At 56.3% G+C, this 18,835-nt stretch carries 17 protein-coding genes and 1 tRNA gene; 10 read left to right on the forward strand and 8 right to left on the reverse strand.

Going from position 1 to position 18,835, the window contains the following annotated elements:
- Positions 1 to 256: 256 nt before the first annotated feature.
- Both msrQ and msrP read right to left on the reverse strand, forming a co-directional pair.
- Positions 257 to 871 carry a protein-methionine-sulfoxide reductase heme-binding subunit MsrQ gene (gene msrQ, locus GOV89_RS06550; protein WP_171181893.1) on the reverse strand — a complete coding sequence of 205 codons (615 nt, stop codon included), beginning with the start codon at positions 869 to 871 and terminating at the stop codon, positions 257 to 259.
- Between the two features lie 4 nt (positions 872 to 875).
- Positions 876 to 1,778, reverse strand: a complete 903-nt coding sequence (gene msrP, locus GOV89_RS06555) for a protein-methionine-sulfoxide reductase catalytic subunit MsrP (protein WP_171237856.1) — start codon at positions 1,776 to 1,778, stop codon at positions 876 to 878.
- Between the two features lie 300 nt (positions 1,779 to 2,078).
- Between msrP and GOV89_RS06560 the strand changes: the two genes are divergently transcribed.
- The gene (locus tag GOV89_RS06560; protein ID WP_171181897.1) at positions 2,079 to 2,894 is read left to right on the forward strand and encodes a cyclase family protein; all 816 of its coding nucleotides are present in this window, start codon (positions 2,079 to 2,081) and stop codon (positions 2,892 to 2,894) included.
- Positions 2,895 to 3,023: 129 nt separating this feature from the next.
- Complete coding sequence (locus GOV89_RS06565) at positions 3,024 to 3,671, forward strand: NAD(P)H-dependent oxidoreductase (RefSeq protein WP_171237857.1); 648 nt, start codon at positions 3,024 to 3,026, stop codon at positions 3,669 to 3,671.
- 59 nt (positions 3,672 to 3,730) lie between these two features.
- On the opposite strand, the gene clpB is transcribed toward GOV89_RS06565, so the two are convergent.
- The gene (gene clpB / locus GOV89_RS06570; RefSeq protein ID WP_171181901.1) at positions 3,731 to 6,349 is read right to left on the reverse strand and encodes an ATP-dependent chaperone ClpB; all 2,619 of its coding nucleotides are present in this window, start codon (positions 6,347 to 6,349) and stop codon (positions 3,731 to 3,733) included.
- Between the two features lie 126 nt (positions 6,350 to 6,475).
- Positions 6,476 to 6,793: a hypothetical protein gene (locus GOV89_RS06575; protein ID WP_171181903.1), complete on the reverse strand. Its 318-nt coding sequence runs from the start codon at positions 6,791 to 6,793 to the stop codon at positions 6,476 to 6,478.
- 140 nt (positions 6,794 to 6,933) lie between these two features.
- On the opposite strand from GOV89_RS06575, the gene pyrF reads away from it, so the two are divergent.
- Entirely contained in the window at positions 6,934 to 7,638 is a 705-nt protein-coding gene (gene pyrF / locus GOV89_RS06580) for an orotidine-5'-phosphate decarboxylase (protein ID WP_171237858.1), read from the forward strand.
- Between the two features lie 336 nt (positions 7,639 to 7,974).
- On the forward strand, positions 7,975 to 9,228 hold the full coding sequence (locus GOV89_RS06585) for a DNA polymerase IV (protein ID WP_171237859.1): 1,254 nt from the start codon (positions 7,975 to 7,977) through the stop codon (positions 9,226 to 9,228).
- Positions 9,229 to 9,230: 2 nt separating this feature from the next.
- Here the strand turns inward: GOV89_RS06585 and GOV89_RS06590 are convergent, their stop codons facing one another.
- On the reverse strand, positions 9,231 to 10,091 hold the full coding sequence (locus tag GOV89_RS06590) for an N-formylglutamate amidohydrolase (protein WP_171181907.1): 861 nt from the start codon (positions 10,089 to 10,091) through the stop codon (positions 9,231 to 9,233).
- A gap of 148 nt (positions 10,092 to 10,239) precedes the next feature.
- Between GOV89_RS06590 and GOV89_RS06595 the strand changes: the two genes are divergently transcribed.
- From GOV89_RS06595 to GOV89_RS06615, 5 genes are all read left to right on the forward strand, one after another.
- Positions 10,240 to 10,314 (forward strand) — tRNA-Val (locus tag GOV89_RS06595).
- A 90-nt stretch (positions 10,315 to 10,404) separates the two neighbouring features.
- Entirely contained in the window at positions 10,405 to 10,530 is a 126-nt protein-coding gene (ykgO, locus tag GOV89_RS06600) for a type B 50S ribosomal protein L36 (protein WP_008755722.1), read from the forward strand.
- A 226-nt stretch (positions 10,531 to 10,756) separates the two neighbouring features.
- Positions 10,757 to 11,773 (forward strand): Fe(3+) ABC transporter substrate-binding protein, encoded by a 1,017-nt coding sequence (locus tag GOV89_RS06605; protein WP_171181909.1) that lies wholly within the window; start codon positions 10,757 to 10,759, stop codon positions 11,771 to 11,773.
- A gap of 116 nt (positions 11,774 to 11,889) precedes the next feature.
- A complete protein-coding gene (locus GOV89_RS06610) occupies positions 11,890 to 12,444 on the forward strand; it encodes a helix-turn-helix domain-containing protein (RefSeq protein ID WP_171181911.1) in 555 nt (184 codons plus the stop codon).
- Positions 12,441 to 12,962, forward strand: coding sequence for a GNAT family N-acetyltransferase (locus tag GOV89_RS06615; RefSeq protein ID WP_171181913.1), 522 nt, complete (start codon positions 12,441 to 12,443; stop codon positions 12,960 to 12,962). Before GOV89_RS06610 ends, GOV89_RS06615 begins: the two co-directional genes overlap by 4 nt.
- Before the next feature lie 15 nt (positions 12,963 to 12,977).
- On the opposite strand, the gene GOV89_RS06620 is transcribed toward GOV89_RS06615, so the two are convergent.
- A complete protein-coding gene (locus GOV89_RS06620; RefSeq protein ID WP_348540161.1) occupies positions 12,978 to 13,844 on the reverse strand; it encodes a phenylalanine 4-monooxygenase in 867 nt (288 codons plus the stop codon).
- A 53-nt stretch (positions 13,845 to 13,897) separates the two neighbouring features.
- Here GOV89_RS06620 and GOV89_RS06625 point away from each other — a divergent pair, with 53 nt between their 5' ends.
- Positions 13,898 to 14,356 (forward strand): Lrp/AsnC family transcriptional regulator, encoded by a 459-nt coding sequence (locus GOV89_RS06625; protein ID WP_171096703.1) that lies wholly within the window; start codon positions 13,898 to 13,900, stop codon positions 14,354 to 14,356.
- 107 nt (positions 14,357 to 14,463) lie between these two features.
- Here GOV89_RS06625 and GOV89_RS06630 read toward each other — a convergent pair whose 3' ends face one another.
- Positions 14,464 to 17,253 carry a bifunctional aconitate hydratase 2/2-methylisocitrate dehydratase gene (locus GOV89_RS06630; RefSeq protein WP_171181917.1) on the reverse strand — a complete coding sequence of 930 codons (2,790 nt, stop codon included), beginning with the start codon at positions 17,251 to 17,253 and terminating at the stop codon, positions 14,464 to 14,466.
- Positions 17,254 to 17,432: 179 nt separating this feature from the next.
- Positions 17,433 to 18,779, reverse strand: a complete 1,347-nt coding sequence (locus tag GOV89_RS06635; protein WP_171237860.1) for a serine hydrolase — start codon at positions 18,777 to 18,779, stop codon at positions 17,433 to 17,435.
- Positions 18,780 to 18,835: the final 56 nt, after the last annotated feature.

Below are 18,835 nucleotides of genomic sequence, written 5' to 3' on the forward strand. Positions count from 1 at the left end.
TGTGTCACCGCCGCTTCCGCAGCGTCCCAGCGCCTCAGCAGCGCCGGTGAAGGGGGTTCTAAGGTTTACTCCCAAAACCCGCAACCCAAAAAAACAAAAAATCAAAAGTTTTTCTCTGATGCAGATTTTTATACTTAAAATCAATTAGATATGATGGAATTCTCTCGCCCAAAACCGCCTAAACCAGCCAAGAACACTCGAAACTTCAGAGCCCTGCCCCCTTATGCACACGGTTACCCACAGACTCGGCGTCGATTCAGGCGGAGTCTGCAGTTTTGCTTCCGGAAACGAGTCTTGGAGTCGGCAAACGCAAGGCAAGAAGTGTGAGAATGATCGTCAGATAGACAAGCGGCTCGATCTGGAACCCTTTGGCCAGCATCACGAAGTGTAAGGCACCCAACAGAGCGACTGGGTACACCAAACGGTGGAGCTTGCGCCAACGCGTCCCTAACCTGCGCACCGACCAATTGTTGGAAGTCACCGCCAGCGGCACCATAAGAAGGAAGGCCGCCATGCCGACCGTGATATAAGGACGCTTGAGAATATCCGCCCAAATCTGACTGGGAAGCTGTACATCCAAGATCAGCCAAACAAGAAGATGCAGACTGACATATGAAAATGTCAGCACTCCAATCGCGCGCCGGAACTTCATCAGGTTCAGACCCGCAATCCGGCGCAGGGGCGTGATTGCCAGACCAGCGATCAAAAGTTGCAGGGCCAGTTCGCCATAGCGATGCTCCAGCGCTTCGATCGGGTCGATACCCAGCCCCCCGGACAGGCCGAGGTAAAACAGCCAGGGCGCAGGTAGCGCGCCAAGCAGGTAAATGGCCCATACCGGAATACGGCGGAATATCTGGTTCACGGCCTGCATGGGCTTAGTAGTTTTTGGCCAGATCCAAGCCTTCATACAGGCTGGCGACCTCTTCCTCGTAGCCGTTGAACATGAGAGTGGGGATTCGTTTGGCAAACAGACCGCCGCCAATGCGACGCTCGGACGCCTGAGACCAACGCGGATGATCAACCTTCGGATTCACATTGCTGTAAAACCCGTATTCGCGGGGGTTCGACATGTTCCAGCTTGTGGGCGGCTCTACATCGGTCAGCGTGATGCGCACGATCGATTTGATCGACTTGAACCCGTATTTCCACGGAACCACCAAACGCAAAGGCGCGCCATTCTGGTTCGGAATCGTTTTCCCGTAAATTCCGGTGGCTATGAACGTCAGAGGGTGCATCGCCTCATCCAGACGCAAGCCTTCACGATACGGCCATTCAAGAATGGGGAAGCGTGTTCCGGGCATCTCATCCGGGCGGTACGCGGTTTCAAAGGCCACATATTTCGCACTCTCCTGAACTCCGGCCATATTCAGCAGGTCGGCGAGTTCGAAACCGTTCCACGGAATGACCATTGACCACGCTTCAACACAACGGAAACGATAGATCCGCTCTTCGATGGTCATCTCAGACAGAATATCCTTAAAGTCATACTCACCCGGGCGATCCACCAAGCCGTCGATCTTGACGCTCCAGGGTTCGGTCACAAGAGAACCGGCATACTTAGCAGGGTCATCTTTTCCGGTCCCGAACTCATAATAGTTGTTGTAGCTCGTGATCTCTTCCCATGTATTCGGTTCCAACGCGTCTCGCGCTGCAGCCGGGCGCGCCATCGCGGTTAGCCCAACACCTGCCAGACCGGCCATCACCTGCCGCCGGTTCAGGAACGCCGCCTTTGGCGTGACGTCGGCTTGTGTCAAAGTATTGGTCCAGCGATGCGCCATGTATGTCTCCGTCGTGTCCACGTGTCAGTCTTGACTTAATGCGCTGATAGCACAGCGCCAGCGAAACAGGCGTAACGATTGAGCGAAGTGACTGTAACGTTCTCAAATCGGACGCCTCGAAAAGACCGGAGCATTCTGCCTGTTCAGCTCTTCTTTTCGACTGCTTTGGCCGAGCTATTTATCGGAAACCTTTACAAAAGCGCCTACCGGACTGCACTCTGTCACGCAGGCATCGCACGCGTTCCTGCGCGTTGCTTGTCTGTTATTGTAGCCGTTTCGCCGCAAAAGGGAGGAAGAACTATGTGTGACATCTGTGTAATGAATGCCGTCAAGGACAGGATGCTGTCTCGGCGCGGGTTCTTCAAAGCTGCAGCTGCGACAGGCGTTGCCGCCGTCGCAACCGGTGGTACGGCCCCCGCATCGCTGGCCGCAGGACATGGCGGCATCGAGGATATGACCCACACGCTCAGCCCGGAATTTCCGACATGGGGCGGTGACCCTGGCATTTCGGCAGAACAGGCTTTCAACTTTGCAGATCACGGTTTCAACCTGTTCAATTTGTCGATCAATGAACACACAGGCACCCATATCGACGCCCCGCTGCACTTTTCCGCGGATGGCACATCGGTCGATGAGATCCCGGTCAACGACCTGGTCGCGCCATTATGTGTAGTCGATATCGCCGCCCGCGCGGCTGAGGACGCAGACACACGAGTCACGCCAGACGATCTGAAGGCATGGATATCGGCGAACGGAGACATCCCTGACGGTGCCTGCGTGGCGATGCATTCCGGCTGGGGCGGAAAAACAGCCACAGATGAATTCCGCAACTTCGATGGCGAAGCGCAGCACTATCCCGGCTTTCATGTCGAAGCGGCGCAGATGCTGATGGAAGATACCGGCGCGCGGTCGATTGCTGTGGATACGCTGTCGCTGGATCACGGCATGTCGGCAGATTTTGCCACCCATTATGCGTGGCTGCCTTCAGGCCGGTTTGGGATTGAATGCCTGGCCAATCTGGATCGGGTGCCGCCATCCGGCGCGACGCTGGTCATAGGCGCGCCAAAACACGCAGGCGGTACTGGCGGCCCAGCGCGGATTTTTGCGCTAGTGTAAAAAACTGCACAAAATAAAATTAAGGCTCACCCTGATGGTGAGCCTGTTTTGAACTGATCCCCAGCTGTCAGGATGTTCTGCTTGACCTAAAGGTACCTTGAGCAATCAAGGTGCCTCGGGAAAGCCAGATTGAATCAGAAAGTCCCGATCATGCACATCCTGACCGTCCTTGACCATCCAGACCCAAACTCATTTACCGCCGCCGCAGCGCGGATGTTCATGGATGGTGCGAAGGCAGCCGGTCACACGACAGAATTTGCTGACTTGCATGCCGAGGAATTCGATCCGCGTTGGACTGTGGCGGACATAGAGGGGGATTCGGCGTCCGCACCACTTGCAGACATACGATACGAGCAAGAACGTATCTCTCGCTCGGATGCTATCTGTCTCGCGTTTCCGCTTTTCTGGTGGGGAATGCCGTCAATGATGAAAGGTTGGGTTGACCGCGTCTGGTCATGGGGTTGGGCATATGATCAGTTGGATGATCGCGAAAAATCGCTGCAACGGCCCAGATCCGGGGTCTTGCTGATACCCGCTGGCGCGCGATCCGACGAAATGGAGGACGCCGGATATCTGAATGCAATGGAAACCCTCTGGACACAGGGCACATTCGGATATTTTGGGTTCTCGCCCCGCAAGCTGGAAATCCTCTGTGGATCCACAGGGTCAGAAGAACGTCGCGAAGCCCTTCTGGAGCAAAGCTACAACGCAGGTCTGACCATACCGCCACCTCGGCAGCCCAGAGGTTTATGGGCGCAATGGAACATCAGGCATTGATATATGGTAGATGCTGAAAAAAGACCCGCTGAAACAGCGGGTCTCTCTTTCCGTTCTGATCAATGCACCACGGCATCATCCGGGCGAGGTCGGTCTGACGTGCCCAAACGGTCGCCTATGATCAGACCATCAGTTCCGGCGGTCACCGGAACGGTCTCTCCATCCTTGATCTCGCCGGCCAGCAGCGCTTCGGCCAGCGGGTTCTGCAAGGCGCGCTGAATCACACGCTTCAAGGGACGCGCGCCAAAGACCGGATCATAGCCTTCATTGGCCAGCCACTCCTTGGCACCGTCGTCCAGCACCAGCTCGATCTTGCGAGCAGCCAGTCGTTTCTGCAGACGCGCCATCTGGATATCAACGATGCCATCCATATCGGCCCGCTTGAGCCGGTCAAAGATGATGGTCTCGTCCAGACGGTTCAGGAACTCGGGCCGGAAATGCGCCCGGACCGCATCCATCACGTCACGCCGCGCTTGCGCGCTGTCCGCACCTTCGGGCAACTGGCTCAGCGCCTGAGAGCCGAGGTTCGAGGTCAGGATGATCAGCGTCTGCTTGAAGTCCACGGTGCGGCCCTGACCATCGGTCAGAACGCCATCATCCAGAACCTGCAACAGCACGTTGAACACATCAGGGTGCGCTTTTTCGACCTCGTCAAACAACACAACCTGATAGGGCCTGCGCCGTACGGCTTCGGTCAGCACACCGCCTTCGTCATAGCCGACATAGCCCGGAGGGGCACCTATCAGACGGGCAACCGCATGTTTTTCCATGAACTCGGACATATCGATGCGGACCATCGCATTGTCGTCGTCGAACAGGAAATTCGCCACGGCTTTGGTCAGCTCTGTCTTACCCACACCGGTCGGGCCAAGGAACAAGAACGAGCCCAGCGGACGACCTTCGTCGTTCAGCCCCGCACGCGCACGACGTACGGCATTGGCGACAGCGGTCACCGCTGCATCCTGACCGATCACGCGAGAATGCAGATCATCTTCCATCCGCAGCAACTTCTCGCGCTCACCTTCCAGCATTTTCGAGGTCGGAATACCCGTCCAGCGTTCGACCACAGCAGCGATCTGCGTCGGGCGCACCGTTTCCTCGGCCATCATGGCGTTGCTTTCGGCGTTTTCGGCCTCGGTCAGCTTTTTCTCAAGCTCTGGGATGACGCCATAGGACAGCTCACCGGCCTTGGCCAGGTTACCTTCGCGCTTGGCGATTTCCAGATCAGCCCGCGCTTTGTCGAGCTGCTCTTTCAGATCACGGGCACCAGCCAGCTTGTCGCGTTCGGCCTGCCATTGGGCCGTCATCTCGGCAGATTTCTCCTGCAGGTCGGCCAGATCCTTTTGCAAGGTTTCCAGACGGTCCTTCGAGGCCGCGTCGTCTTCAAGCTTCAGCGCCTCTTCCTCGATCTGCATCTGCAGGATCTGGCGATCCAGCTGGTCGAGCTCTTCCGGCTTACTATCCACCTCCATCCGCAGGCGCGACGCTGCCTCATCAACAAGGTCGATGGCTTTATCTGGCAGGAACCTGTCAGTGATATAGCGATGCGAGAGCGTCGCCGCCGACACCAATGCCGAATCCGAGATGCGCACGCCATGGTGCAGCTCGTACTTTTCCTTGATGCCCCGCAGGATGCTGATCGTATCCTCGACGGTTGGCTCGGTCACCATCACGGGCTGGAACCGGCGCGCAAGGGCCGCGTCTTTTTCAACATATTTACGGTACTCATCCAGCGTGGTCGCGCCGATACAATGCAGCTCACCCCGGGCAAGCGCGGGCTTGATCAGGTTGGCGGCGTCCATCGCGCCGTCGGACTTCCCGGCCCCAACCAGCGTATGCATCTCATCGATGAACAGAATGATCTCACCAGCGGCCTCGGTCACTTCGGTCAGAACGGCCTTCAGTCGTTCTTCGAACTCACCACGGTACTTCGCACCAGCAATCAGCGCGCCCATGTCGAGCGCGAGCAGCTTCTTGTCCTTCAGCGATTCCGGCACGTCGCCGTTGACGATGCGCAGGGCCATTCCCTCGGCAATCGCGGTTTTACCCACGCCAGGTTCCCCGATCAGAACCGGGTTGTTCTTGGTGCGGCGCGACAGAACCTGCATCGAGCGGCGGATTTCCTCATCCCGCCCGATGATCGGGTCAATCTTACCTTCAGCCGCAGCTTCAGTCAGATCGCGCGCATATTTCTTGAGCGCGTCATAGCCCTCTTCCGCCGATGCGGTATCAGCGGTGCGACCCTTGCGGATGTCATTGATCGCCTCATTGAGTTTCTGGGCAGACACCGCACCAGCCTCCAAAGCGTCCTTAGCTTTGGATTTCACCATGCACAGCGCCATCAGCACCCGTTCAACCGGCACAAAGCTATCGCCCGCTTTGGTGGCGATCTTCTCAGCCTCGTCCAGAACTTTGGCGGTCTGTCCGTCCATGTAAATCTGGCTCGCGTCGCCGCTGACCTTCGGGATTTTGCCCATCGCGACGTCCAGCGCCTCGACCACGCGGTTGGGCGCGCCGCCAGCACGTGTGATCAGGTTGCTCGCCAGCCCCTGATCGTCATCCATCAATGCTTTGAGTATATGTGTTGGCTCCAGCCTCTGGTGCCCCTCGCGCAGCGCAATGGTCTGCGCAGCCTGCACGAATCCCCGTGCCCGCTCGGTGAACTTGTTCAAGTCCATGATATTCTCCTTTTCCAAGCGCCCCGTTTTGACATGCCCGCTTGGCGGCACATATCGGTCGAAGCCTCACATTCAATCTGGGAAATATCTTTGCCGGTTCAAGAGGCTAAGACGCAGAAATCGCCGTTATTCGCGCTGTATGGTGTAGACGGTGTAACCTCCGGTCTCGGCGACCTGAACCGCACCCAGATCATCCACGAGGGACTGTGCCGCCGCGCTTCCTGTCGGGCATGACACCAGATCAGCCGTATGGTCCAGGAATTCCACGGTAAAACCCGTTTCGCCCGTAAGCTGGCACCAATCATCCTCGGACCTGTAGCCACCCACAAGACGCAGATCATCATTTGTGGGTGCAGGAGCAGCCCCGGTTTCCGGTGTTTCGGGCGGGGTTTCGTCACATGCAGCCAGCGCAACCAATACGCCCAGCACAACCAGCTTTTTCATTTTCTGTCCCTTGCTGTGAAATCAAATACTCAATACCCGGCACGATAGCACAAAATGAACGTGCCCGCGCCCGGCTTCGAAGATGGACAGAACCGCCCGAACCCGCTAGGAGGCAGACGTTTGCCAAAAAGGAGCGCCCCATGTCCGATGATCGCCTTATCGTCGCCCTCGATGTCCCTAACGCCCTGCAGGGTCTGGCCATGGCTGAACGGCTGGGCGACAGCGTGTCCTTCTACAAGATCGGCTTGGGCATGTTGACGGGTGGCGGGCTGGCTTTGGCCAATGAGCTGAAACAGGACCACGACAAACGTATCTTTCTGGACATGAAACTGTTCGACATTGGCAATACGGTTGAAAACGCAGTGCGGGGGCTGGCGCAGTTCGATCTGGATTTCCTGACTGTACATGGCGACCCACATGTTGTGCGCGCCGCCAAAGAAGGTGCATCGGGCAAGGATTTGAAAATCCTTGCTGTGACCATCCTGACTTCGCTGAACCGCGACGATCTGGACGCCAGCCTGATCAAAGCTGGCGACGTGCAGGACCTGGTGGTCGAACGCGCAGCCAAAGCGCTGGAGGCCGGGGCTGATGGCGTTATCGCCAGCCCGCAGGAGGCTGCCCTGATCCGCGCACTGCGTCAGGCCGACGGTCGCCTGATTGTCACCCCCGGTGTGCGTCCAGCAGGCGCAGCACTTGGTGATCAGAAACGAGTAGCAACACCGGCCAACGCGATTCGGAATGGTGCGGATCACATCGTCGTGGGCCGTCCGATTTATCAGGCAGAAGATCCAAAAACCGCCGCCGAGGCTGTTCTGGCCGAGTTAAATTCTCTGAAAGTGCACTGACCATTTCAAGTGTTTCGGACGGTTTTCGTGTTCGAGTTTCACCGCAACAAGTTGACGTTGCGTCAATTTTTTGCAGAACCGCGCCAAATCGTCCCTGTGCCAGAAAACACACATTCAAAAGGTGAGTTTTGGCGACACGGCCTTCCACCTATCGAAAACCGAAAAACTTAGCGATTCTTTGGGGAAGTTACTCCCCAACGGACCATTTCTTCCTGAGGTTCGTTACTTCCCCCCGCCACATTGCGGGGGGTTTTCTTTTCCTCAATGACCTATGATCGAAGTTGAGGAATGTTATAAAGAAACCCCAAGCCAACTGCGGAGCGCATGAGGACGCAGATGCCCGGTCTTTGCCGAGATTGCCTGACACCTTCAAGGAACGAACGTCGCTGTGCAGCCTGCGGCAGCCCAAGGGTCAAGTCGCACCCTGAACTGTTTGACCTGTCCATCGCGCATATGGATTGCGACGCCTTCTACGCATCAGTGGAAAAGCGTGACAATCCCGAGCTTGCGGACAAGCCCGTCATCATAGGTGGCGGGAAGCGGGGAGTTGTATCGACGGCGTGTTATGTGGCGCGCATACGCGGCGTCCGATCGGCGATGCCCATGTTCAAGGCTATCCAACTCTGCCCCGAAGCCGTCGTGATCAAACCACGCATGTCTGTGTATGCCGAAGTATCGCGCGAGATACGCGCCATGATGGATGAATTGACGCCGGTCGTGGAACCGCTGTCTCTGGACGAGGCATTCATGGATCTTTCCGGCACCGAGCGATTGCACGGGGTACCCCCCGCGATCATGCTGGCGCGGCTGGTCAAACGAATGAAGGAAGAGTTGGGCGTGACCGGCTCTATCGGGCTGAGCCACAACAAATTCCTCGCCAAGGTCGCGTCTGATCTCGACAAGCCGCGCGGCTTCTCTGTGATCGGCAAAGCCGAGACGGCAGATTTTCTGAACGACAAACCTGTGCGGCTGATCTGGGGTATTGGCCCCGCAGCGCAAGAGTCGCTGGAACGGGCCGGGATTCGAAGCTTCAACGATTTGCTGCGGTGGGATCAGGAGGCGCTCACCGCGCGCTTTGGAGCGATGGGGTATCGCCTGTGGCATCTGGCCCGGGGACAGGACAAACGGCGTGTCTCGGCCCATGAGCCTATGAAATCCATCAGCAACGAGACCACATTTTTCGAAGACACAGCTAACCCTGAAATTTTAGACGGACATCTGTGGCGCATGGCCCTGAAAGTCTCGGACCGGGCCAAGGCCAAGGATCTTGCAGGGCGGGTTGTCACGCTCAAGCTCAAGAAGGCCAATCACAAAACCCTGACAAGACGCGTGTCCCTTCGGGATGCGACGCAGATTGCCGACCGGATCTATCGCACGGCAAAGGGGCTGTTCGATCAGGTGGGTGATCAGGGACCCTATCGGCTTTTGGGATGCGGCCTGTCTGATCTGTGCCCGGCTGATCAAGCTGATATGTCGGGTGATCTGCTTGATCCTGGTGCATCCCGCAGATCGCAGGCTGAACGTGCAACTGACGAGATCCGCCAAAGGTTCGGCTCAGACGCCATTGTGAAAGGTCGCGCGCTGCGCTGAGGTTATTCGGCCGCCAGACGAACCGAGTCCGCTCCGATGTTGGCAATCTCGCGCACCACCTGCCGCAGAAGTTTCGCAAACGCCATGAAATTGGAGTTTGGTGCGATCCTCTCTTCGTCCATATAGAGTGCGCGGTCGATCTCGATCTGGATTGCATGCTGATGGCGACCGGGACGTCCGTAAGTCTGAGTGACATAAGCCCCGGCAAACGGTGCATTGCGCGCCACGTTCAGACCTGCCGAAACAAAGGCCGATTCAACCAGATCCACAATTTCCGAAGACGCCGACGCGCCAAACCGATCCCCCAGCACGATTTCGGGCCGCTTGCTGCGGGCTGTACCGGCCATCGAAACCGCCTCATGCGGCATAGAATGGCAATCCACCAAAATCGCCTGACCGAACTTTTCATGCGATTCGTTCAGCAAAGACTTCAATCTCGCGTGATAAGGGCGCCAGTAGGTGTCGATACGCAGCCGCGCCTCATCCATGGTCAGCTTTCCACTGTAGATCGCCCGACCATTGGCCACGACGCGGGGAATCACCCCCAGCCCCGAAGCGACCCGCGGATTATGTCCATGCCGGCGCGCGCCGCTGATCAGGGCGGGGTCAAGTTCATCCAGGCTGCGATTCAAATCCAGATATGCGCGGGGCATGGCCGCTTTGATCAATGGCGCACCGCATTCAGCAGCAGGCGCAAATAGTTGATCCACAAAGGCATCTTCGGATGAACGAATCACGTTTTGATTCAGAACCGAACGCTTCAGAAAGGCCGCCGGATACTCTCGCCCGCTATGAGGGGACGAAAAAACCACGCATGAACTGCGGTTTTCGGGCATATCCAATACAAAGGCTGCGTTCTGCATGATTTCTCCATGTTCGTAATCAACATAGACTGGAAAATTGTTCTTCCAAACCCCTTGAACCCCTGAACGACTCCTTTTATAGACCCCGCTACCGGCGCGGTGATCCGCGCCCCATTTCGTTATGGGGCTGGGCACGCAAAGGGAAAGTGGGCGGTTAGCTCAGCGGTAGAGCACTTCGTTGACATCGAAGGGGTCACAAGTTCGATCCTTGTACCGCCCACCATCGTTTCACTGTTCCGGGTTTCCGGGGCACCCGCTAACCCAGGCGCTGGCCACGTCCTTGATGAAGGCGCCGCAGATTGGAGACAGACCCATGAAGGTCAAGAACTCGCTCCGCTCGCTCAAGAACCGGCACCGTGACTGCCGTATTGTGCGTCGCAAAGGCCGCGTCTACGTGATCAACAAGACGCAGCGCAAGTTCAAAGCCCGCCAAGGCTAAGAACTGCGAAAAATCGTTTTCAGAAACCGCGCCTTCGAGCGCGGTTTTTTTTGTTTTTTTGGCACCTTTATCGTGAAAAGAATCCTGAAAATTAGAGAAAAGCAGACTTGCGACCATTTAGACCAAGTAAAACTGTCGGAATTTCTTGCATCCAATGTGAAATAGTATAATTGAGCAAAACAGTCGGGTTAATCTCCGACACGAAATTCAATTGTTGGAGTACACTATGCTGAAATCCACAACCTGCCTGGCTGCCGCCCTGTCGGCATTGGTTGCCACCACCGCTGTCGCTGAAGGTGAACTGAACCTGTATTCATCGCGCCACTATGACACTGACGAGCGCCTCTACACCGATTTCGAAGAGGCCACTGGCATCACCATCAACCGAATCGAAGGCAAGGCCGACGAGCTGATCGCGCGGATGGAAGCAGAAGGCGCCAACTCGCCCGCAGACGTAATGCTGACCGTTGACACCTCACGTCTGGCGCGCGCCAAGGACGCTGGTATCCTGCAGTCGATCGAAAGCGCAACTCTGGAAGAGCGTATTCCTGGTAACCTGCAAGACAGTGACAATCAGTGGTTCGGCTTTTCGCAGCGTGGTCGGATTATTTTCTACAACAAGGAAAACGTCACCAACCCACCGGCCACCTATGCCGATCTGGCCAAGCCGGAATACAAGGGTCTGATCTGCATCCGGTCTTCGACCAACACGTACAACCAAACCCTGTTGGCATCGATCATTACCCATGAAGGCGCGGATGCGGCCAAAGCCTGGGCAGAAGGTATCGTCGCCAACATGGCACGTGATCCACAGGGGGGTGACACCGACCAGCTACGCGGCATCGTTTCGGGTGAATGTGACATCGCTGTATCGAACACGTATTACTTTGCGCGCGCGGTCCGCAAAGATGTCAAAGGTCTTTCGGCGGATCGCGACATGATCGGCTGGGCTTTCCCCAACCAGGACAGCTATGGCGCGCACATGAACCTGTCGGGCGGCGGCGTTGCGGCACATGCACCGAACAAGGAAAACGCGGTCCTGTTCCTTGAATATTTGGCAAGCGATCAGGCGCAGCAGTACTTCTCTGCGGGGAACGATGAATACCCGGCCGTTTCAAGCGTCGAATTGGCCGAGTCGGTTGCCACCCTGGGTGAGTTCAAGGCTGACGAAGTGAACCTGTCCGAGGTTGCCAAGAACATCCCCGAAGCGCAAAAGATCTTTAACGAGGTTGGCTGGAAGTAACCGCCCAAATCGTTAATACCCATGAAGGGCGCGAGATTCTCGCGCTCTTTTTTGTTTACATTTTGTTTATTTCGTATAATTTTTCTCATATCTGAGAAATTTTCTACTAACTGCCTATGCTCGACACCCTTTCAAATCGCCTTGCCAATCGACTGAATGAGCTGCGTCGCGGGCGCGGGTGGTCTCTGGACCAGTTGTCTGAACACAGCGGCATAAGCCGTGCCACACTATCTCGTATGGAAAAAGGTGATGTAAGCCCAACGGCAGAAAACCTTGGCCGTCTCTGCGCGGCTTACGACTTGCCGATGTCACGTCTGCTTATGATGGTCGAGGACAGTTTTGACCCCAAGATCCCGTTTGAACGCCAAGCCGAATGGAGCGACCCTGAAACAGGCTACACCCGCCGTGCAGTGTCCCCCCCCGCGAATGGTCTGAACGCCGAAGTGGTGGAAGGCCACCTGCCTCGGAACACGGTCATCACCTATGATACGCCCCCCAAATCCGGGCAAGAGCATCACCTCATTCTGGTCGACGGCGCGCTTACGCTGACGGTCGACGGAACACCACACACCCTGAACGCAGGGGATTGTATGCGTTATCACCTGTCTGGCCCGACCCGGTTCGAAACAGGCACAACGCGGGGCGCCCGGTATCTTCTGGTGCTGGTATGATCACACGTTTAACCGGATCCGAATTTGATGCGGCACTGGATGACCTGACCGAGATTCTGCACACCTGTGTTCATGACGGGGCCAGTATTGGCTTTATCCTGCCGTTCACCCAAGAAGACGCGCGCTACTATTGGCAACAAAACGTGCGGCCCGGCGTGAACGCAGGTGCATTGGAAATCTTTGCAGCGTATGACGGTCCACGCGTTGTGGGCACCGCGCAATTGATACCAGCGGCAATGCCCAACCAACCCCACCGTGCCGATGTGGCCAAGCTTTTGGTTCATCCGAACGCCAGGCGCCGCGGATATGGCCGCGCTTTGATGGAGACCCTATTTCAACGCGCGCGCGACTTGCACCGCTCGACTTTGGTGCTGGACACACGCAGCACCGATCCCTCTCGGTTGCTGTACGAAAGCCTTGGGTTTCAGATTGTGGGGGAAATACCAAAATATTGCCAAAACCCGTTCGAACCCAGGTTGGAGCCGACGACATACATGTACAAAGACCTGTCCGCCTGACGGTGGACTGCGTGATTACTCGGCTGCCGCGACCTTTGCGGGAAACTTGTTGGGCAGCAGCCCCAAACCACGCGCGTTCCGAATATCGGCCAGAAGGTCGCGCTCGGCCGCTTCGAACAAATCCTCGGGATCATCCAGAACAAAATAGCCCATCTGATGCATGTCGATACGGTACGGTGTTCGCAAGATGGTTAGGATATCGAACGGGTCCCGATCTGGAATGTCACTGCTCACGGCATAAACCAGCTCGGTCGGAGAAGACGCTAAGCCCGATCCCAGTGCTTTGATCTGGCCATCCTGGCGGCGTAAACCAAACTCGATGGAAAACCAGTACAACCTGATCAGCCAAGCGTAATCCGCATCTGTCGCCTGCTGGCCTGCCTGCCCGATGGCGTGGCTAAACGCGGCAAAACGCGGGTCGCTCAGCAATGGGGTGTGACCGAAGATCTCGTGAAAGATATCCGGTTCTTCGATATAGTCGAAATCCTCGCGCGACCGGATAAACGAAGCTGCGGGAAAAACGCGATCCGCCAGCATACCGAAAAAAGTCTTGAAACCGATCAGCGCCGGTACTGGCTGCACCCGCCACCCCGTCAGGTCCAGCAACCGATCCGAGATATCCGCGCAGCACGGCACCTTGGTTTTGGGCAAGTCCAGCCGGGCAAGCCCGTCCAGGTATTCGCGCGCCATATAGCGCTGCACATTATCCGCCTGCGCTGCGTAAAGATCGGCCCAGACAGCGTTTTCTTCGTCGGTATAGGCTATGCGGCCGCGCGCGTCAGCGACCTTGGCAACGTACTTGGTCGATTTGGGCATCCGTTTCCTCCTGCTTAAATACAGGATACCGCGCCCGGCGCGGTGGATTTGTTTTGATAACTGAATTTATTTCACTAAAATGAAACAATTAATCCGGTTGGTGACAATAAGTGAAACAAATGCTTCATCCTGCTGATATAGATATTCTCCGAGAGCTTCAGATCAGTGGACGTCTGTCGATGCAGGAACTGGCAGATCGAACCGGGTTGTCGGCCTCGCAATGCTGGCGACGAGTACGCGATCTTGAAGCAAGCGGAGTGGTCACGGGTTATCGCGCGCAGGTACCAGCTAAGGCCGTTGGCCTGAATGCCATCGCCTATGTCCATGTCGCGCTCAAAGATCACCAGGAAAAGAGCATCGCGGATTTTCTGCGTCTGGTCGAAACAGAGCCGCAGATCGTCGAATGCGCCTCGATCACCGGGGATCATGATTTCATCCTAAAGGTCTACGCCAAGACGCCCGAGGATCTGGAGGTGTTTATCATGCAACGTTTGTTGAAATCTGGTCTTGTTCGCGACACCCGAAGCAATTTTGTTCTTCGGCAAACCAAGACCCGAGGACCTTTACCGATACTATAGGGGCGACGGGCGTCCGTTTGAAATCGGTCATGGCCGTCACTACAAAAAACGCCCGGTCACCTGAAGTGGCGCCCGGGCGATCCATGCTTGGTTTCAAAAAACCGTGTTTAGAAGTGCGCCGACTTCGTGCCAGCTGGTTTTTCAACCGAAGGCGCGAACTTAGTCAGGTCGATGCCTTCAACAGCGGTCTTGTATTCGTCGATATTGGGCGTCCGACCCAAAATGGCAGACAACACCACAACCGGGGTCGAGGCCAGCAGGCTTTCGCCTTTCTTGTCGGGTGCATCGGCCACGACGCGGCCCTGGAACAGACGGGTCGAGGTGGCCAGAACAGTGTCACCCTTGGCGGCTTTTTCCTGGTTGCCCATGCAAAGGTTACAGCCGGGGCGTTCGAGATACAGGATATTCTCGTACTCGGTGCGCGCCTTCTGTTTTGGGAACAGGTCGTCAAACTCGAAGCCCGAGTATTTTTCAAGCACTTCCCAGTCGCCTTCTTCCTTCAGCTCATCGATGATGTTGTAAGTCGGGGCCGCGACCACCAGCGGTGCCTTGAATTCGACTTTACCGGTTTCCTTTTCTAGGTTCTTCAACATCTGGGCAACGATCTTGATGTCACCCTTATGCACCATGCAAGAGCCGACAAAGCCCAGATCCACATGCTTTTCAGCGTTGTAGTATGAAATCGGGCGGATCGTATCGTGGGTGTACCGCTTAGAGACATCGGCGTTATTCACGTCGGGGTCAGCGATCATTGGTTCGTTGATCTGGTCCAGATCCACAACAACCTCGGCAAAGTATTTTGCGTTATCATCGGGTTGCAGCGCCGGTTTTTCACCAGACTTGATCTGAGCAATACGCGCATCAGCAATGTTGATCAGCTTTTGCAGCATGCCGTTTTCATGCTCCATGCCTTTGTCGATCATGATCTGGATGCGTGACTTGGCCAATTCCAGCGAACCGATCAGGGTCTCGTCATTCGAGATACAGACCGAAGCCTTGGCCTTCATCTCGGCCGTCCAGTCGGTGAAGGTGAACGCTTGGTCCGCCAACAGCGTACCGATATGAACCTCGATCACCCGGCCTTGGAAGACGTTATCTCCGTGCTGTTCTAACATCTGCGCCTGTGTGGCGTGAACCACGTCGCGGAAATCCATGTGATCCGCCATTTGGCCCTTGAAGGTCACCTTGACCGATTCCGGGATCGGCATCGATGCTTCACCCGTTGCCAGTGCCAGCGCCACGGTGCCCGAGTCGGCCCCAAAGGCCACACCTTTGGACATACGCGTGTGGCTATCTCCGCCGATAATGACCGACCAGTCGTCCACGGTGATGTCGTTCAGCACCTTGTGGATCACGTCGGTCATCGAATGATAGACGCCTTTCGGGTCACGACCGGTGACAAGGCCGAAGTCATTCATGAACTTCATCAGACGCGGCGTGTTGGCTTGCGCCTTGGCGTCCCAGACCGACGCAGTGTGACAGCCGGACTGATAAGCCCCATCAACAATCGGGGACACAACAGTAGCTGCCATCGCCTCAAGTTCTTGCATGGTCATCAGGCCAGTGGTGTCCTGCGACCCAACGATGTTGACCTTCACGCGCACGTCCGATCCGGCGTGCAGGGTCTTGCCCGGCGTTGTGCCGACCGCGTTCTTGTTAAAGATCTTCTCGACAGCGGTCAGGCCCTGACCTTCATGGCTGATTTCTTTGGACGGAGCAAAGACCAAAGGCGCTTCGACGCCCAGCGTTTCGGCCGCAAATGTTTGCAGCTTCTTTCCAAAGACAATGGCGTAAGAGCCCCCGGCCTTCATGAATTCCACTTTTTGCGGGGTAAAGGACGAGGACACGTCAACCAGCTCATCGCCATCCTCGCTCAGCAGCTTGTGGTCTTTGGTGTTGATCTTCAGAACTGTGCCTGTGGCGACCGAATACTTTTCTTCCAAGATCGGGTTGCCATCGTTGTTCAGGATCGCGTTGCCGTCTTCGTCCACCTTCTTGACCCAATTTTTCAGGTCAAGACCGATGCCGCCGGTCACACCGACGGTGGTCAGGAAGATCGGAGAGATGCCGTTTGTACCCGCAACAATTGGGGCAAAATTGACAAAGGGCACATATGGGCTGGCCTGCTTACCCGTCCACAACGCCACATTGTTCACGCCGGACATACGCGAGGAACCTACACCCATGGTACCCTTTTCAGCAATCAGCATGACGCGTTTGCCGGGGTGCTGAAGCTTTAGATCCTGGATTTCCTGCTGCGCCTTTTCCGAGATCAGGCACTTGCCGTGCAATTCGCGGTCAGCACGCGAATGCGCCTGGTTGCCTGGTGAAAGAAGGTCCGTAGAAATGTCGCCCTCGGCAGCCACATATGTGACGATTTCAATTTCTTCGTCGATGTCAGGCAGCTTGGTAAAAAACTCAGCCTTGGCGTAGCTTTCCAGAATGTCCCGCGCGATTGTGTTGCCGGCCTCAAGCGCGGCCTTCAGACGGTTTGTGTCCGCATCATAAAGGAAGACCTGCGTTTTCAATACCTCGGCTGCCTTGCCTGCGATTGCAGCATCATCACCCAGCGCAAGATCCAGAAGAACCTCGACCGAGGGGCCACCTTTCATGTGCGACAGCAGTTCGAACGCAAAGTCCTGCGAGATTTCTTCGACGTCAGCTTCGCCCAGAATGATCTCTTTCAGAAAGCTAGCCTTTTCGCCGGCCGCGCTGGTTGTGCCGGGCAGCGTGTTGTAGATGAAATAGTTCAGCGAGTCTGCGCGATGGTCGTTCTGGGGATCACGGATCTGATCAATGATTTCCTTCGCCAAAGCCCCGTCATCGATGGGTTTAGGGCTCAGGCCCTGCTCTTTGCGGGTTTCGATTTCATTCAGGTAATCAGTATAGAGGCTCATGACGGGTCCGACCATTTAGCTGGGTGTACCGGCAGTCAAAAGGCCGGCACTTTCAATTTGTATGCGGCGGTATACTAAAACTGCGCCGCATGCAAGCCCCAGACCTGCGACCCGGTGTCCTGAGCCGGTTGCAGCCTGCCAAGGTCGTTACCATCGCAAGCGCGGGATGAAGAGGTCTGTTAAGACGAATCGTCCCCAAAGGCTGTAATCAACGCCTGCGCCAACGGCAAGGAAGAGTAGCCAAACCGGGATGGCGTCAGACCCATCCGTAGAACAACCATGTCATGCGAGGGGAAAACGCCGATGAACTGACCATCGTGCCCCTGCAGCCAATAGGCATCTTCGAACGGTGGAAAATCTCCGGGGGCTTCCAACCAAAGGTGCCCTTTGGCATAGCGCCCGTCCGAGGCATCAACAGGCTCGACCATCCAGTCCACAAAACCTTCGGGCAAGATCCGGGCGCCGTCCCAAACTCCCTTTTGCAACAAAAGCTGACCAAACCGGGCCCAGTCACGGGCCGTGGCATACATATAGCTGGACCCGATAAACGTATCGTTGGCATCTGTCTCAAGGATCGCCGAGGCCATACCCAGTGGCGTAAACAGAGCCGTTTGCGGATATGTCAGCCCACCGTCAGGCAGCTTATCCTGCCACACCCGCGAAAGAACCGTGGTTGTTCCCGAGGAATAATTGAAGTCTGTGCCGGGTTTGGCTTCGGGCACTCGTTCCGCTGCAAAGGCAGCCATATCATTACCGAGATACAGCATCCGCGTGACGTCCGAAACGTCGCCATATTCCTCGTCCCATTGCAAGCCGCCGGTCATGGACAACATATCGGCCACAGTAATGCCCCGGCGCGCATCCTCGGCCCAGTCCGGAAAACTGTCGACCAGATTGTCCGCAAGGCTCATCCGACCGGTTTCAACTAAAGTGCCGATCAATCCAGCCGTTATCGTTTTGGTCATGGACCAACCCAGCAGTGGGGTTTGCGCGTCGAACCCATCGGCATACGTCTCGGTCACAATGCGCCCATTTCGAACTACCACGACAGCGCGATATCCTTCGCCAAGCAAAGCCTCGTCAGACATGATGCTTTGAATCTGCGGGTCCTGCGACAGCGCAACATCATCGCCTGCTGGCCAAAGGCCTTGTGCGGGGCGATTGGGGGGAACCAACGACTGATCACTCAGGACCGCATCATGAACATTGGTGCAGCCCAGCCCTTCGCGGAACTGCGATGTCGCCGGGGCAAAGAACCGAAACAGCCGCGCTTGCACCGATTGCGCCTCTTGATCAACGTCGATCGAGACCTGCTTGAGCAGCGGATGCCCCGGTGCCTGCACATCAACGGCCAGCACCTCATCAGGGTCTCGTCCGGCAATGAAAACGTTCGAACAGACGATTTTGGCAGAGTAATTTGTGCCAACCTTCAACAGATCCGGTGGCGCGACAAGCAGGTACCCAATCAAGCCTGCTCCACCCACAAACGTCAAAACGCCAAGTGTTTTCACTATTTTCCCGAACATCCGACAGTGCCGCCCATATTGTCTTCCTGCCACGCGACGTTAGAGGCAACCGAGCA

The sequence above is a fragment of the Ruegeria sp. HKCCA5763 genome (assembly GCF_013034545.1).
Lineage (GTDB): Bacteria > Pseudomonadota > Alphaproteobacteria > Rhodobacterales > Rhodobacteraceae > Ruegeria.